A 16,603-nucleotide genomic window follows, 5' to 3' on the forward strand; every position below is an offset into this window, starting at 1 on the left:
AAGTAGTTTGTTTTGATTGATTTAACATGATTAACACACACTTTCAGAGCTTTTTATTTATTATAACGAAAAAGGGAAAAGCGAATCTAGCGCTTTCCCCTAATTTCTGTATTCGTTTTGCAGTGCCCTCCTTATAGGTCGATTTTTATTTCTTCTATTGCATAAAGCACCTTAAAAGCTACCAATAAGGAAATTCCTCTTTGGTTAAAAAATAGGTTCTTACAGCGTAATAATCAATTCTACTTACACGGATATATTCACTTTTATTGTAATGACTCGTTCAGGGACAATGTTGTTCATTTTTGTTTACTTCCAACCATATACTCAACTAACTACATAAAGGAGTTGAGACCATGGCACTAGTTACACTGTTGGAATATTTAACAAACAAAAAGCTGAAACATAACTTAGTCGTCGGTGATAATATTGTATTACATGATGTAACTCTTAACTTTTACGAGATTAATACTGAATCTTGCTGGATTCATACTGATCAAAAACATGAAGTTAAACTTGATTTAACTAAATTCAAAAAAATGACTTTCGATGCAGCTGTTTTTGAAGCAACTAATAGCGTTGAAATGATCCGATGTATAATTGAGTTAGAAGAAGACAAACCATACAATGCATATTTAGAAACTGCCAATGGTGGGTTTATAGCCGGATTTTATCGAATAGGAAAATGAGATACAGAAAATAAAACCGGCTCGGTTTTATTTTACTATTAGTTAGGAAAAAAACGACTGATCTTATTTCGCAATTGCATCCGTTAGCTTAATAACCCCATAATTAAATAAAACTATGTTATCGATTTATTTCTTTTCAATAGATAAAAAACTATAGCCAATATCACCTGAATTAAAGGAACAAATTTCGCCCAAGGAAATGGCGGATAACCACTAAAAAACCAAGCATCGGGATATAGTAAGATTGCACTTAACAACATCCAAATACAAGAACGCTTTATAAGTGCAAATACAAAAGTAATGACTGATGCTATAAGTAATGGATAAAACAAACCTAATGTACCCAACAAGACCCCCATAATTCCATCCAAGTTATAATCTCCCCTAATTTATATATTTTCTCTTTACCATCTTCAACTAACCAGCCCTGTTAGTACAATAAGTCCAACAAAAAAAGCGTTAATCCTTCTTTTTATAACCTTAATATCTTAATAAAAACGCCCAAAACCTTTATATATCAAGGATTTTGGGCGTTCCAAAAATAGTGGGTTATTTGCGTTAAAGCTTTACATGCGAAGTATTCCAATACAAGAAAAAGAGCAAGCGTATTAAAATAGTGACATGTTCAGTTATCTTGTTCAAAATTAAAATAAAAAATACAACTGAGCCCAAATTCGTAAATGAATTGGGCTCAGCTTGTTTTTAGAAAGATGATTTCTCATTGGGTTGCTTATTCAACTAAAGCACCCGTTAGTTTAAGAAGGGAAGCAATAAAAACCCCGCGAACAGGTGTTTTTATCATCATACAACCATATCTAAAATTTCATCTACCCGTTCAGGGTTTTCGTCAATCCCAAGTTTTTCACATAAACTCTTATGTGTTTTTATAAATTCGGGTACTATAGTTTTTATTACGTTCTGTATCTCATTTGGTTCTCTACTGCTAAGCCATTTTGCAAGAAGAACTAATTGCCAATCTTGCAGTTTACTCCTTGCGCCTTCTAATTTTGCCCAATCTCCAAAAGTATTAGGTTGTATTCCTGCTTCCATATACCAAGCTGTTGTCATCGACAATCGTAAGTTATCTATACAATTTAGAGCATAATAAAATTCTTTTCTCATTGTTCTTCGATATGCTTCGTGAACATAAGCAAAAAATTTTGTTCTCCAAATCTCTACCTCTTGAGCAGATGGAGTATAGGATAAACTCATTGATTTTTCTAATACATCATTCACCAATCCATCAGTGTCGTGGACAATTTTGATATTTTTAAGCCAGACTGATGACTGAATGTCTTTCACTTTATAATAAAAGGTATCCACCTTAATAAAAGTATCATAGTGAGCAATACTGTGTGTTGCCCAAGGGAAGTCTTCGAAAAACAAAACCTTACCCCAGTTTTTAGCTCTCTGTTTTTTGTTCAACCTATATTTTTCAAACACTTCATCTTTGACTACTACACGAAGGTCAATATCAGAATACAAGTCTGTATTTTGATTCCCTAATGAACCTCCATAAAAAACGGCTAAAACATTTCCATCACTTAGCAAATCTTGTTCAATTGCATTTAGTAAAGTTTGACGATGTTTCGGAATTTCCAAATCTCTTTTTCTGTGTTTTGTTTCAAAATCACACACAACAAACCAACTCCTTTAATTAGATGCTTTTGAAATATTATTCGCTAATAAAGAAAAAATCCCTTCTTTCAACTAACCTGTCCCGTTAGTTTAATATGACTTATTGTAGAGATGTACCATAATACACAAATCTGCTGCCTTAGTTTAAGAAGAAAGGAGCAGCTTAAGTGATTTTTTTCTAACAAATCATTTCCCTTTAAGGATGTTCAAATGTTTTGTAGATGAAATCAAATCAATTTTCTTAGCCCCTTTCTTATAATAAGTTGAAGCACCATCGCTTTCTCCTTTTTTCCAACCATTCGCTTTAAGAGCTAATTCATATCCAAATGGGATTCCATTTTCTTCAGATGTAGGGGTCCAATCATAACTTTTCCCATGGACATTTTCTTGAACTAATTCAGCATTTTTAGGAACAGGGAAATTATATAGATCCTCTGACGGTTCGTATAGAGAAAGTGTAACGAAATAATAAATAACTCCGCTTGTCAAAAGCGTAGTAAAAGTAAGTGTCCAACCGAACGGTTTTTTCATGGTATTTCCCTTCCTTTCAGTTCACTATTAAATTATCCTCTTCAAGTAACCTTCCTAGTTAGTAAAAAAACGTTTCTATTCTTCATTGAAACGCCTCCGTTAGTTCAAAATGAAATACTATTTATACACCCCATTATTTCTGCCTTACTCAAAAAAAAATTATTACTTAATCATACCATTCTAAAAATCCCTTCTTATTCAACTAACCTGCCCCGTTTAGTTCAATAAGTTCAACAAAAAAAGCGTTAATCCTTCATTCCATAACATTAACACCTAAACAAAAACGCCCAAAACCTTTATATATCAAGGGTTTTGGGCGTTACAAGAATGGTGGGTTATTTGCGTTAAAGCTTTATATGAGAAGTATTCCAATACAAGAAGAAGAGCCGGCCTATTAAAATAGTGACCTGTTCAGTTATCTAGTACAAAACAAATTAAACATAAAATGAGCCAAATTCGCATTGAATTGGGCTCAGCTTGTTTTTAGAAAGATAATTTCTCTTTGGATTTCTTCTTCAACTAAAGCACCCGTTAGTTCAATAAGCACATACTTTATTCAGAAAAGGTAACAATACAATTAATTAGAAAAATTCTTAACGAGGTGTTTTAAAAGAATGAAAAAGATGTTAATCGTTTTTATACTATTCCTTGTTCTTATTACTTCTTCAATCGTTTCATCAGCTAAACCAACTCAAGACTCTGAAGAACTTAGGTTACAGGATATGCTTATGAGTATGCTTATACCTTATATTGAAAAAGACTTGCGTAACTACTATTATCCGAACGTTTTTAAGGATTTTTCACCTATTGTCGCTCCTTGGAGAATTGAAGTGAAAGAAACAAGAAGAGTTGATGGCTTTCGTAGCTTTAAATTGCAAATTACATTTGAAATAGAGCCTACCGATGGTGGACAATGGGTTCCAATTGGGAAAGACCGAATGACCTATGAAATTACTGCTGGACCTACGGTTAAATTGATAAATCACACGCACCTATAGACATATGAATACCCTCCCGAATTATAAATAATATTCCACTAAACTGCCCCGTTAGTTCAATAAGTAAAAGGGCTGCTCAAGCATCTCGATGATCGTTAATTAAAGCACCCGTTAGTTGAAGAACAAAATTGCCTTACTTTTAATTAAAGTCAAACATATTTTCTATTTCTTCGCTTGCTTTGGGCAATTCCATCCCCTTTTTCCAAATCAAAATTTTTTCTTTTGGCGTTCCATAATTAATCGTTTTTATCTCCTCACCACGAAATATTTCTTGTTCCTTAATGTCAATAAATTCATATCCCTTTTCCAAAACATTTAGTGATTGTGCCTTTTGCTTTATCATTGGCCGTAAAGGAGTGATATAAAAGTTTCCTTCCTTATCCATATCGTATTTTAACCTATTCAAACTATACCCATCATTTATCTCGGAATAATAGACGATTTTGCCATCTGACATTTCACTAACGTCCTTTATCTCTACCACATCGATTGGAACGTTAGTTATGTGCCAATGAAACAAACCGAAATACCCTAATGTGATAAGCGACAATAATAATGCACTAATTATTCCCCCTTTAATAAATGATTTGGCTCTTGAACGGTTCCAAAAAGAAGATATATTTTTTATAACATTACCATCATTATTATTTCTTTCAATTTCTTCTTTTGGTAATTTAAAATCAGCTTGTATTCTGTCTAATTCCATTTTGCAACTATCACACTCGACAAGGTGTTCTTCTACCATTCTTTTGCTGTCATCACTACAAACGTTGTCATAATACAATGGAAGCATGTCTTTAACGATTTCACATGATACTTTACTCATTTCTATTCCTCCTTTAGCAAGTCTTGAATTTTACGTTTAGCTCGGTAAAATGTGACTCTCGCCCAACTTTCTGTTTTCTCGAAAAGTTCACTTATTTGTTTTAATGAAAGTTCTCCAAATACTCTTAACGTAAAGACTTCTTTATAAGGCTCTTCTAAGCGATGTAAGACCTTGTGTAAACGGAAAGTCTCTTCCTTATTTATTATCATTTCTTCAATCCTATTTTCACTTGCTTCTGGTATTTCGTCTGTATCAAATCGTTTTTGTTTGTCGAGATAAGTAAAGTATGTATTTTTGGCTATTTGACAAAGCCAAACATTGAGTTTGCAATTCCCTTTGAATTTATCAATGTTTTTTAAAGCCTTGAAAAATGTTTCTTGTGTTATTTCTTCTGCGACCTTTTCGTTACGGCTTAACAATAGTACAAACGAGTAAACATCTCGAAAATATTGACTATAAATACTCTCAAAGTCAGTCACATTTCAACCTCCTTTCATAAATAAGACTAAGTTAAGAGGGTTTCGTTACAAAAATATAAAAAATTGGCAGACGTATAGGTCTGCCATCAAGTCATATCATCTATTTGGAAATAGAATTCCTTTTGTTTGTTACGACTTCTGTATAAAACCGAAGCCCTTCTTCACTAACCTGCCCCGTTAGTTCAATAAGTTCAACAAAAAAAGCGTTAATCCTTCTTGGATCAACGCCTCCATTGTTATTCAAATATCTTGTATTCGTAGTTTAAGAACCCACTACACGCAAAAAATCGCACAGGAGCATTTTCCTGTCCGATTTCTTCATATTGAATAGTCCATCCAATATGGCAGCTATATTAAAACCAAAAAATCAACCCTACAATGACCAGTACTGGAATTAAAGCGATATACATCCATGCCTGGTTATTCATACTTTTTTCACTGCTATAAACAGCGTCTCTTTCCTTTGTAATTAACAGTGTACTTACCAGAGCGATACCCATAATGATGGCAACGATAATTAATATAATGAGATTGTTCATATTTCCTCCTTGAAGTCAACTTTATAGTAAACGTTCTCTTAGAATCTATCCTTGCATTCAATCATTGAAATGATTACTCTTGATACAAAAATTGAATTTCTACTTTTTCCTACTGCTCTATCGCATATTATTATCATAAAGGATTTACTAAATTTATGACCATCCATTTCGCCATTAATTATACCATCCACTTCCACACTGTATAAATCATGATTCTTTACAAAAATAAAATTACTCTTGAACCACCTGCAAGGCTTCTGCAAATCGTTTTATTCCTTCATGTATATTTTCTTCATTTTCCCTCGCATATGTAAAACGGACATATCCCTTTTCTGAACCCATTGTTGTTCCGGGAACATATATAATCCCTCTTTTTATGGATTCTTCAAGTAGTTTCATTTCATCAATTTCTTTTCTCAACTTGCACCATATATGAATGCCGCCCTCGGGAACATGAAAATCAACTTGATTTCCTAAAAAAAATCTAAGGCTTTTGACTATTTGATCTCTTCGCTTTTTCAACTGCATGATTAACTTTTTTATATGTGCAGGAAAGTCTACTGATTCCAGGAAATCATTTGCAATCCATTGAGTGAAGCTCGAATGTCCAAAATCAATCTGCTGCTTCGCATCTGTCAATCGTTCAATAACCGCTTTTGGACCTATAATCCACCCAATCCTCAATCCGGAAGCCACGATTTTTGATAATGAACTTATATACAGGACATTCCCATGGGAGTCCATCGACTTTAATGTGTTGACTTTATCGCCCATAAAGGAAGTTAAACTGTATGGATCATCTTCCACAATGGGAATTCCGTACTTAGTTGATATGTCCAAAACAGCTTTTCTCCTACTATGGGATAGAGATGTACCAGTTGGATTCTGGAAAGCAGGATTCAGGAAAATCATTCTGATTTTATGCTTTTTATATAAGGATACTAAGTCATCCGGATTAATCCCTTCTTTGTCCATAGGCAAATAATATGTCCTGATGCCTGCAGATTTGAATATGTGGAGACTGTAAGAATACGATGGATTCTCTATAGCTACTGCATCACCCGGCTTTAACAGGCATTGGATGACTAAATGCAAAGCCTGCTGTGCACCCGAGGTAATAAGGATTGAGGACGGATCAATTCCCTCCAATTTCCTTTCATGAATCACATGTTTTGCAATTGTATTTCTTAATATCACATTTCCCTGAGGGTGATCATAGCCCAAGCTCCCGACAAATGACCTGTTTGATGCAATACTTCTCAGCGAGCCTAATGGGAAGAGATCTTCTGACAATTCTCCACTAGCTAAATTGATCAATTTATGATCAGCCACTTCTTTTCGGATTTTTTGGGTTACCGGTAAATTGGGCAAAATAGAGCCAGCCTCAATATATCGATTCCAACTCGGAATCCGTTTCTTCGTAATTCCCCATATATCTTTATTAATTGTTGTTCCGCTTCCTCTTTTTCTTTGGATAAGCCCATTAGATTCCAATTCATCGTATGCCGACACAACTGTACTGCGGTTAATGTTATATTCCTTGGCCAAGAACCTTTCCGACGGAAGTGGTTTATCATGCGGAAAAGTACCATCCGAAATTCCTGCTTCGATATAATCCGCAAGCTGTTTATAGATCGCTTTCTTGGCATTTCTATCCGGCATCCAGTTCATTTTTCACATTCCCCTTTAGTACATTTATCATTGAAGTTGATATTGTGTTTTATGTCACGATCTAGTTACTACTTCCTTTGCTTGTCTCTATTATGGCACCAATAACACCTGGAGAAAAATTAATCGCTATGCGCCAAATTTGCCTTATGAAATATTCTTTCACTTCTGCTTTTCTTAGATGGCTCGGCAAAACAGCTCTCCTTTGAAAAATGACCCGAAAAATAGCGATAGGGTTTTCCTTATCGCTGTTTTGCCATATTAAATAGTTCAACAAAAAATGCGTTAATCCTTCATGGATCAAAGCGTCCGTTAGATGAACAAGATTAACGGTATTGTCCTCTAAAAAGACATTTTAAAGTTAGGTTTTAAAGTTAATTCTATTCTTACATTTTAATTCTATAAGAAAAGCTGCCATGGAGGCAGCCGTTAGCTTAAGTACAATCCTTTACAATCGAATTTTATTGTATAGTAAGTGACAATATTTTTGTTAAGGCATCCTCTTAGGTATGATTCTCTTTCTTCCTCACTAAATTGAGGTACGTTTTTCATAAGAGATACCTATAAATTCATCTCAAACAATATCCCTATTTGTTCTTCCATGACATGAGGTGGATAAGGCATTCCATTCTTAAACCACCACTCCACTGTCCCTTCCAAAAAATTCAAGAATAATATCTTCGCTTAAACCACGATTTTTTCCTTCTGTTATATTCCATTCTTTCTTGATATCTTCGATGACAAACTCAAGAAACCGGCTACGAAAGAAAGGGGCTCCTTTACTAGCTAACATCGCCGAAAAGAATAAAAGATGACTTTTAAAATATCCGAACCAGCTCACACTCCCATCTGAAGAATTAGTTTCAGATTCCGATTCGCACATTTCACGTAGTTCGTTAATATGTTCTTCAATGAGCTTATCCAGAGATCGAATTTAACCAGATAATGAAGATAGATGGTCCCTCGGTTAACATTTGCTCTGTCGGCATCCGTGCATTTAAATTTTTAAAACTTTTATGAAACAGATACAATATCAAAAAAGGGTTCAAGCCATAGGACTTGAACTCCTTTCATTTTTTATCATGTATGTCTACTCAAAATTATAATCTTGGGTCTACAGGATCTGACTCCATTGACAATGTCCCAAGCACACATTCATGAACTCTTTCAATTGATTCTCCATTCACATACCGTTTAATACCTTCTACTCCAAGTGAAAATTCTTTAAGCGCAAGTTTTTGTTTTTTTCCTGTATTTCTATTCTTAAGCCTCTCAAGATTTTCCTGCAGCAAGTAATCCATCCCATAGATAATGTTGAGATATTTTCTTCCCCTTACTTTTATGGCAGGTTGCAGCAGCTTCCCTTTATTCCTTGCAGTGTAGAATTCCGGCTTGATGACGATACCTTCGTGACCTTCGCGAGTTATGTCCCGCCACCAATTAATGACTTCTTCCTCACTCGCCACGTCCTTAATGACTTTGTACTCCGTTTCAACAAACATGCTGGATAGCCTTGAAAAATTCCGGTTCATTTCCATGTGCCATGTGTGGGGCCGGTCAAAGAATGTCTGGTTGCTGTGAGCCAGGACATGGAATGGGGCAATTCGAATGGAGTCCACATCTTCTATTTCCCAGCAGTATTTTTGGAAAACTTCTTTAAATGTATGTGCATTTTCAAGCTTTTGTTTGTATTCTTCCAACCAGCTTTTTAAGGCTTCATTCCCACTTACAGCTGATTCAATTTTTTCCTTCAGCTTCATTCGGTCTAGTATTGCATTTTCAGATACGTGCGCGTATTGGCTGCTAATCAGCTCTTTTGCTTTCAAGTTCCAAGGCATGATTTCAGCATCAAGTAATAAATAATCTGTATCATACGTTTCAAAATAGCCATTTTCATGCAAATCCCGATTGATCCGGCCAACTATTTGTTCTTCAGTAGCGACATCGAAAAATCGTCTGCCTGTTCTTGTATAGATGACTCCTAGTGACTCTATGCCTGTATGCTTTTTGGCGGATTCCATATCTTTGAACAAGAACAGAATTGCACGACTTCCCATATGTTTCTTTTCCGCAACCATGGTTTGAATCCCTTGGCTCTTGTAATAGTCTATTGCTTCTTTTGGATGCTCCAGGAACCCTTCTATAGATGATGGTTTTGGGGTTGGGCTCATCGTTGGTGGAATGTAGATTAATTGTTCAATTGGTATCGTGAAATGAGATACTGTGTCAATTGCAGGTTTTACGATGTCTTGATGTATTTTAACTTCTCCCATTTCTTCTGTAAGTACTGAATAGCCATTGATGAACTTACCTATATTCGGCGGATTCAAGCGATTTTTCTCCCATTCTTTTAAGGGATTGTCAGGAGTTCCTGAGTAGTCTTGCTTCGCTTTTACAGAGATGAATTCTCTTTCAGGATAACGAAAAGCAGTCAATGAACCGCCAAATACTACTCCTTGATCGATGTTAATCGTGTTATTGATTAGAAGAGGGGTAGGCTTAGGATCATGCCCCCAAACAATCAGGGAACTTTTCTTATGTGAGATAAACCAATCTTTACGCACTGGCTTTCCTTTTTCGTTAAACCCATCCGTATCACCATAGCGGCAAAAGTCACTTATTGCCTCCGATTGTTTCCCGATGAATTCATCTTTTATACCGGCATGAGCACAAATCAGAGTCCGAATCCCATTCTTCGTAAATACATAATGGGAGGGAGCTCGAAGAAGAAAATCCTTAAGTACCTGTTTTATCTCTTCTGTTTTTTCACTTCCATATTCCATTTCGTACGCCTTTAATTCGTCTTCCACTTTTTCGTCGCCATGGTTCAGGGTAACGTTTCTTCCATCCAGCCACCTTGCAATTTTCCAACCATGATTGCTGTCAATCATATAAGCTAGGTTTTGCTCAACATGCTCATGGAAAAAGAGGATGGTATTAAGTGATTGTGGCCCTCTGCTCATAACGTCACCTATGGAAATAAATTTCCGGCCATGCTGGTGAAAATAGAGACCTTCTTGATTCTTTTCATAGCCTAATTGTTCAAGCAAGCGAATCATTTCCTCAAAGCAACCATGAATATCTCCAATAATGTCGATTCCATGCTGGATATCTTTTTCAATCGGGTTTGTACGTCTGATAAATTCCAGATTATCCGGTCCCTTTATTGTATAAACGGATATGTATCCTTCTTTTTTCAGGTAGTTCTTTTCCCTTTTGAATGTCTGATATTGCTGTTTAATACGTTTTTTCCCACGCGGATTGTCTCTTCTTTCATCCCGTTCAAGTAATTCTTCTTCGGCTATATCAAAAACAATGGATAAAATAGGGACATTGTTTTTTCTGGCCAAGGCAATGTATCTTTTTCGATCATCCGGATGAAGGTGAGTTGCATCCACAAAGGTCAGTTTATTCAGGCGGCACCTAGCATCAATAACTGAATCCATCATTGAGAAAGCTTCCTTGGAGATGGTCTGGTATTCGTCCATCAAATTGTCTGCTTCATCCTTCGGTCTGTCACGCCATTCAATGAATTCAATATCACTTACCAAAACCCTAAAGTCATCTGAACTTATGACCTCTGATAGAAGAATTTCATTTTTTTCAATCATCCTTTTTAACAACGTAGATTTTCCGCTATTGGATGGACCAATAAGCAAAACAATTCCTGCATGGGGCAATCTAATCTGCATAATCAGTCCTCCTTTCTTTTGAACACACACATTTGTGTAGGGAAGCCATGAGTTTCATGCTCCTCGCCAATCCCATCAAACAGAAGTTCATAGTCATTTCTGTGATTTCGCTCTGTGCACCATCGACTGAATTCCTCTCTTGTCCATTCAAACCGATGGTCATTGTGACGGAGATGTTCTTCCATATCGTATACCTCGTTGTATTCCCGGTTTGGCGTTGTAATAATCAGGGCACCCGGCTGATAGTCATTCAGCACAGTATCCATCGCCTTCGGCAAACGGTATTCGTCGATATGCTCGATCACCTCACACAAAATGATGATATCCTTGTCCTTCAATCTTTCATCATAGTAAAAGAGAGAACCCCAAAGTATTTCCGGGACTACAAATTCATCTATATTCTTCACTTTATTGAATCGATTCAATGCTTTGAGTGATTCAGACTCGGACGGTTCAACAGCCAGGATTTCTTTTACGCCTTCCACGAAACCAAGCTGTACGGAAAGCTTGCCTTCGCCCGAACCGAAGTCCACGACAGTTTTGGGTTTCATTCGGCTCACGGTATCAACGATTCTTTCATAGCGCAACTCATTTAATCGGACCTTTTTCACCGGTTCTACCTTTTTCTCTTCTCTACCCGAGTTTTCCACTAAGCTGTAAATTTCTTTAAACCTGAGAGCTTTACGATAAATCAGATCACGCAACGGATGCTGTTCCAGCCAGCCTTCTCCATATCTCTCCAGTTTTTCGATTTCTTTTTCATCAATGAAATAATGCTTGTAGTTATCGATAACCGGAATCAATACAAAGAGATGTCTCAACCCTTCTTGCAGTGTCTTCACGCCTTCTATTGAAATGTATCTTGCAGAACTCTTGTCCTTTACTTGAAACGAGTATTCAATTTCTGGTCGGGTAATCGTTACTTCATATCCAATCGGCTCGAATAGATTTTTTAATTCTTCATCTGATAATGTAGACACTACTGGCCCAAACTCGAAGTTGAAAGGAAACGGATAATCTACCCATTTTATATGTTCTTCCCTCGGCTGACCGTTCAATGCAGTACCTAGTGCAGACCTGATAAATGAACAAAAGATGCTGCTCACTGCAAACTCCCGATCGTTTATGTAATGCGTAATGTCATATGAATTTGAATTGTTTTTTACTAGTTCAATTGGATCTGGAGTTACAAAGATCGTCACTTCCAGCTCTGTCTCCGTAAACTTACTATAAAATAGCCGTACGAGATGCCCTTTGTGATTTCTCTCATAAAGATTGCTTGGGTTCTTTGACAATAAATATGATATGGCTTTAACGTTGTCACCTGAAGCTTGAATTGTTAATTGCATTTGGTATGCTCCTTTCTTACAACGAAATCCTTTTTTGATGAAGAATGAGGTTTATAATAAAACTATTCTGCACCTTGCTTACTTAGAAAAACAGCGACTTCCTCATTTCCATATTCCTTTGCAAAAGAGATGGCAGAATTTCCATCGTCAGCTTTTGCATTGATATCCGCAGATCTTTGTACAAGCAACTTCACGATTTCAAATTGGTCGTAACAACTAGCAATCATCAAAGGAGTAGTATGTCACATAGACAGCTTAGATGTACCTTTAACGCTCTTTCTAATAAATTACGATTGTATTTGTTTATCGAGAAAACGCATAAATTTAATTTGGGCTTGTTCGCTGCGAATAATTTTATTAACCCGACTTCTGCTTTGCAAATACCCTCGAATGTTTCTATTTATAAAAAACAAACGATGATATCTTTCCTCATCATATATTGTTTTAAACCAATCCAGTTCTTTTAACCGAACAATATTCCGGTCAATTTTTCTCGTATCCAAACTATTGTCAATGCTAGTACCGCCTAACACCCCTGCAATTATATCCAATAAAAAACTAACCACAGTCCTCACCTTTTCTTTGCTGCTATTAAATAAAAATTTAGGATTACTGAAACACTAATTTACTTCTATAACAAAGGCATAGAAGGAATCGCCATTAGAAACGTTCTTAGCTTTATCGTCCATCCACCAGACACCGTATGAATAATAATATACTCCTTTTTGTGTAGGAGCGGTAAATTGATTATCTTTCATCACAACTTCAGTTTCCTTATTCTCACTGATTTGTCCTAAATAGAATTCATTTGGTTTTGGATTATAGTCCATTACTAAAGATATTATTTCACCCTGTTTTACCTTGATAGGTTCTTTTCCTTCTAAAAGGTAGATGGGTCCAGCGGTATCAACACAGGTATTTCCCCAACAATAAGTTCCGAGTGTTGTTTCAAACGTTTTATTACCAATCTCTATCGTGGTTCCAGGTGGTTTTTTTCCCGACAGTCCATCACTTGAACACCCCATCAGACTAAGTCCAGTTAAAAAAAGTAAAAAGCATTTTCTCATGTAAAGTCCCCCCATTTATTTAGAAGACGGTCTAAATAAAATTAAGTTACAAACAAATTCTGAAAACTCATTTTATTGTTCTGTAAATTCAAGTTTATAAATGTGGTATATTTAACCAAATCTGTTTTCTGTGGTTGAAGGATGAATACTGGTGACATTTTTTATAAGATTATTATTTTAATTCTTTTCACAATAGGAATATTATCATTCGTATTGTTTATACGAAGACTGTTGGTCAATTCATATGCTCGGAAAAGTCGCCTTGATAAAATTATAAATTTACCTGAGAAAGAAAAGGTTAATTAATTCACTTTTTTATCCTATGTAATTTAATTAGCCTCTAAATGATGCTCTTTTTACATCTATTCAATTTAAAAAAGAGCTGACTAAGCAGCTCTTTACCGGTTCGGATAAGTATCTTGTAAGAAAGTGACAGATTGGTTGATTAGAGCTTTCAAGACATCTACGTTAATATCCGCTACTTTATTGATGTAAACACAAGCTTTTCCTGACGTATGTTTTCCAAAGTCTTTTAATAATTCATCACGCTTAGCATTACCTGTTGCAAAATACAAACTGATCTTTGCTTTCCGAGGTGAAAAACCAACTAGAGCGGTATCCCCTTCGTGGCCAGATTCGTATTTATAATGATATGATCCGAATCCAATAATACTTGGTCCCCACATCTTTGCAGGAAAACCTGTCGTTTCAAAAAAAACATCTAATAATTTATATGCATCTTCTCGCTTTTTTAGATTGTCGACATTTTCAAGGAACTCAATGACACTACTTTCTGTTTCCTTCGTTTTTATTTCGTACATAAATAAAATATCTCCTCATCATAATTAGATTTGTTTAAAAAAGCTTAGTAGGCATATCAAATTTCTATTTAAGATTCATTTCTAAAGGAGAAACCTCTGTCGTTAAGAGCTCTACGAATTTGCTCAAGTGCTTTAGGTCCCATACCATGTAATTTCAACACTTCAACTTCACTAAGTTTGGTGAATTGCTCAAGCTGCAAATACCCAGCTCCCTCAAGTGCTCTACGTGCTGGCTTCGCTAGTTCAGCTGGAAGGTCACTTTTTATACTGCTATTGTTTATAGCCATTTTTCGCCATCCCTTCTATATGTATCTAATAAAGTTTAACTCTTTGAAAAGGGTTATCGCTTTTGATAAAACCTGTTTCTATTCTTTTCTCAGTAGGTTCCCTCAACCGATCCACAGCTGTTAATACATTCGTAAGCCCTTCCATCATACCTTTAGCGGACAGTATTAGTATCGATAGGAAGATGATTGGGATAAAGGCTATCCAAGGGTAGGATGTCCATAGAAAATCCCACCACATGCCGAGCAACCCTGACCATTCATTTGAATTCGAGAGCTTATCAGGCTGTCCAAATAAATCGTCTTTCCTTGTAAATCCACCAATGAAAAGGCCCAATACAGCTATATGTGACATTAGAATCAGTGTTTGGATAAAATCTCTTAAAAATATAATAGCTAATTGAGGAACCAAAAAGGGTTTTATATGCTTTGTAACTATTCGCCAATTACTTGCACCAAGCGTCCTTGAACTTTCGATGAATTCATTGTTATAAATAGCTTTTACCTCATTTGATATTAATATTGAATTTGTTGGAATGAAAAGTAAAGCCAATACAACTAAAAAAAGTACAACCCGATTCCAATAAGGCAACGGCTCAGGTCCGTTCACTAATACTCCATCAATATTATAGATCATGACTTCTTGGACAAGAATCACATTCAAAAGCAAGAAAGCCAATAATGTGATTGGGAAGTAATTTAATGCATCTGCAATAGATTTAAGTGGTCTCTCTATCTTCTGAAGAAAAAAATGAATGAATAATCCAATCCATATGGATGGGAAAACTCGTAAAAAAGTAATGATTAGTCCTGCAGCAATCGTATACTTCGCACCGACTATCATCACAATAAATAAATCTCTACCGAAGTTGTCTGTTCCAAAAGGAGGGAATATCTTCAAACTATACGGAGCTGGAAGAGGTTTTCCACTGCTATCAAATAGTAATGGTGTTGTGGGAATGCGGTCATTAAATATGAGAAAGTAAAGTATACTGACCAAAAACATCGTGCTTATGATGACAAATCCAGTTAAAAACAGCTTATTAATAAACAGCCTTTTCACAATGTACATTTATATCACCATTCCAATCTTTGGCCAGTATTTTTTTTCAATCAGCGTGGTAATAAGCGCATATAAAATGAACACAGGCAGGAAAAACATGATTAATGCGAATGCAATCACATTAGGGTTTGGGTAACTCGTAATAAAAGTAAAGATCCCATATATGTTGAATAATTTCTCAAAAATCACCATTGATGATAATAAATACAGAACAATCGATTTACTATGACTAAAAGTACTAGGGGCTATATTTCTTAATACATGAGAGAAAAAAATGTTGCTTTTGTTAAAGCCTTTGCTTTTGGCTAACTCAATGTATGGCTTTTTCCACTCCTCATTAACTAAATGGAGGTTAATCCTATAGATCATAAAGGACGGAATTAGAGCCAATGAAAATATTGGTAAGAAATAGGTATTGTTTTGTGAAGAGCCAGCAACAGGAAATAGTAAGGTGCCTGTTTGATTAAAATAATAAATCACTGAAAATTGAATGACGATAATGATGAATAAATCAGGTAAGGATTCCAGCAAAGAAATAATTCTAGATACAACATCATTTAATTTTTGCGGCAATAGGATTGTTACATAAGTGATGAATAAACCAATGATGATCGAAATGCATAATGCCGCTAGGAAAATGATTAGAGAGTAAAAGTAATAATCCCAAAAATTTATGAAAATTGAATACTGTCGATTTGTTGGACCCAAAATCATTAGATTTTCAGGGAAAACCAAGGATTTCATAATGTGAAGTACATTGTCCACAAACAATGTAATTTCAAGCTGGATTCCATTAGTAAATAACCCGACAAAAGCACTTATCAGAATAATACCGATTACAACATATAAAAAACGTGTCAAAACAGTAAAAATAGAACTCATAAAAATCCCCCCATTAACAACAAAACCAAAGATATGCATTTAAAGTTAATATTGCCATATATCTTTGGGGAAATAGACAG

Annotated in this window: 20 protein-coding genes; 3 read left to right on the plus strand and 17 right to left on the minus strand. The window is 35.5% G+C overall.

Features of this window, described 5'->3' with window-relative positions; genetic code table 11:
- The first annotated feature begins 353 nt into the window (after positions 1-353).
- Positions 354-686 (plus strand): hypothetical protein, encoded by a 333-nt coding sequence (locus C8K15_RS12535; RefSeq protein ID WP_108586743.1) that lies wholly within the window; start codon positions 354-356, stop codon positions 684-686.
- Between the two features lie 113 nt (positions 687-799).
- Here C8K15_RS12535 and C8K15_RS12540 read toward each other — a convergent pair whose 3' ends face one another.
- The 3 genes from C8K15_RS12540 to C8K15_RS12550 form a co-directional block, all read right to left on the minus strand.
- Positions 800-1,057, minus strand: a complete 258-nt coding sequence (locus C8K15_RS12540) for a hypothetical protein (protein WP_108586744.1) — start codon at positions 1,055-1,057, stop codon at positions 800-802.
- 430 nt (positions 1,058-1,487) lie between these two features.
- Complete coding sequence (locus tag C8K15_RS12545) at positions 1,488-2,324, minus strand: aminoglycoside 6-adenylyltransferase (RefSeq protein ID WP_108586745.1); 837 nt, start codon at positions 2,322-2,324, stop codon at positions 1,488-1,490.
- Between the two features lie 186 nt (positions 2,325-2,510).
- The gene (locus tag C8K15_RS12550; protein WP_108586746.1) at positions 2,511-2,855 is read right to left on the minus strand and encodes a hypothetical protein; all 345 of its coding nucleotides are present in this window, start codon (positions 2,853-2,855) and stop codon (positions 2,511-2,513) included.
- 614 nt (positions 2,856-3,469) lie between these two features.
- Between C8K15_RS12550 and C8K15_RS12555 the strand changes: the two genes are divergently transcribed.
- Entirely contained in the window at positions 3,470-3,853 is a 384-nt protein-coding gene (locus tag C8K15_RS12555) for a DUF3888 domain-containing protein (protein WP_108586747.1), read from the plus strand.
- A 139-nt stretch (positions 3,854-3,992) separates the two neighbouring features.
- On the opposite strand, the gene C8K15_RS12560 is transcribed toward C8K15_RS12555, so the two are convergent.
- The 10 genes from C8K15_RS12560 to C8K15_RS12600 all read right to left on the minus strand — a co-directional run bounded on the left by C8K15_RS12560 (position 3,993) and on the right by C8K15_RS12600 (position 13,473).
- Positions 3,993-4,679, minus strand: a complete 687-nt coding sequence (locus C8K15_RS12560; RefSeq protein ID WP_108586748.1) for a zf-HC2 domain-containing protein — start codon at positions 4,677-4,679, stop codon at positions 3,993-3,995.
- A gap of 2 nt (positions 4,680-4,681) precedes the next feature.
- Positions 4,682-5,158 carry an RNA polymerase sigma factor gene (locus C8K15_RS12565; RefSeq protein WP_108586749.1) on the minus strand — a complete coding sequence of 159 codons (477 nt, stop codon included), beginning with the start codon at positions 5,156-5,158 and terminating at the stop codon, positions 4,682-4,684.
- 353 nt (positions 5,159-5,511) lie between these two features.
- Entirely contained in the window at positions 5,512-5,697 is a 186-nt protein-coding gene (locus C8K15_RS12570) for a BshB3 potential contributor to bacillithiol synthesis (RefSeq protein WP_108586750.1), read from the minus strand.
- 231 nt (positions 5,698-5,928) lie between these two features.
- The gene (gene pdxR, locus C8K15_RS12575) at positions 5,929-7,368 is read right to left on the minus strand and encodes a MocR-like pyridoxine biosynthesis transcription factor PdxR (RefSeq protein WP_108586751.1); all 1,440 of its coding nucleotides are present in this window, start codon (positions 7,366-7,368) and stop codon (positions 5,929-5,931) included.
- A 628-nt stretch (positions 7,369-7,996) separates the two neighbouring features.
- On the minus strand, positions 7,997-8,158 hold the full coding sequence (locus C8K15_RS20120) for a hypothetical protein (protein WP_158268310.1): 162 nt from the start codon (positions 8,156-8,158) through the stop codon (positions 7,997-7,999).
- Positions 8,159-8,465: 307 nt separating this feature from the next.
- Complete coding sequence (locus C8K15_RS12580) at positions 8,466-11,057, minus strand: polynucleotide kinase-phosphatase (RefSeq protein ID WP_199224112.1); 2,592 nt, start codon at positions 11,055-11,057, stop codon at positions 8,466-8,468.
- 2 nt (positions 11,058-11,059) lie between these two features.
- Positions 11,060-12,406, minus strand: a complete 1,347-nt coding sequence (locus C8K15_RS12585) for a 3' terminal RNA ribose 2'-O-methyltransferase Hen1 (RefSeq protein ID WP_108586752.1) — start codon at positions 12,404-12,406, stop codon at positions 11,060-11,062.
- A 62-nt stretch (positions 12,407-12,468) separates the two neighbouring features.
- Complete coding sequence (locus tag C8K15_RS12590) at positions 12,469-12,633, minus strand: ankyrin repeat domain-containing protein (protein ID WP_233260483.1); 165 nt, start codon at positions 12,631-12,633, stop codon at positions 12,469-12,471.
- A gap of 60 nt (positions 12,634-12,693) precedes the next feature.
- Positions 12,694-12,957, minus strand: a complete 264-nt coding sequence (locus C8K15_RS12595; RefSeq protein WP_158268311.1) for a hypothetical protein — start codon at positions 12,955-12,957, stop codon at positions 12,694-12,696.
- Positions 12,958-13,026: 69 nt separating this feature from the next.
- The gene (locus tag C8K15_RS12600) at positions 13,027-13,473 is read right to left on the minus strand and encodes a cupredoxin domain-containing protein (protein ID WP_108586755.1); all 447 of its coding nucleotides are present in this window, start codon (positions 13,471-13,473) and stop codon (positions 13,027-13,029) included.
- Positions 13,474-13,614: 141 nt separating this feature from the next.
- Here C8K15_RS12600 and C8K15_RS12605 point away from each other — a divergent pair, with 141 nt between their 5' ends.
- Positions 13,615-13,779, plus strand: a complete 165-nt coding sequence (locus C8K15_RS12605) for a DUF4083 family protein (RefSeq protein WP_108586756.1) — start codon at positions 13,615-13,617, stop codon at positions 13,777-13,779.
- 92 nt (positions 13,780-13,871) lie between these two features.
- Here C8K15_RS12605 and C8K15_RS12610 read toward each other — a convergent pair whose 3' ends face one another.
- The 4 genes from C8K15_RS12610 to C8K15_RS12625 all read right to left on the minus strand — a co-directional run bounded on the left by C8K15_RS12610 (position 13,872) and on the right by C8K15_RS12625 (position 16,523).
- Positions 13,872-14,294, minus strand: coding sequence for a DUF1801 domain-containing protein (locus tag C8K15_RS12610; RefSeq protein WP_108586757.1), 423 nt, complete (start codon positions 14,292-14,294; stop codon positions 13,872-13,874).
- A 68-nt stretch (positions 14,295-14,362) separates the two neighbouring features.
- On the minus strand, positions 14,363-14,581 hold the full coding sequence (locus C8K15_RS12615) for a helix-hairpin-helix domain-containing protein (RefSeq protein ID WP_108586758.1): 219 nt from the start codon (positions 14,579-14,581) through the stop codon (positions 14,363-14,365).
- Between the two features lie 25 nt (positions 14,582-14,606).
- On the minus strand, positions 14,607-15,650 hold the full coding sequence (locus C8K15_RS12620) for an ABC transporter permease (RefSeq protein ID WP_108586759.1): 1,044 nt from the start codon (positions 15,648-15,650) through the stop codon (positions 14,607-14,609).
- Positions 15,651-16,523, minus strand: a complete 873-nt coding sequence (locus C8K15_RS12625; RefSeq protein WP_158268312.1) for an ABC transporter permease subunit — start codon at positions 16,521-16,523, stop codon at positions 15,651-15,653.
- Between the last annotated feature and the right edge of the window lie 80 nt (positions 16,524-16,603).

It is taken from the genome of Paenisporosarcina sp. OV554 (assembly GCF_003058165.1).
GTDB lineage: Bacteria > Bacillota > Bacilli > Bacillales_A > Planococcaceae > Paenisporosarcina.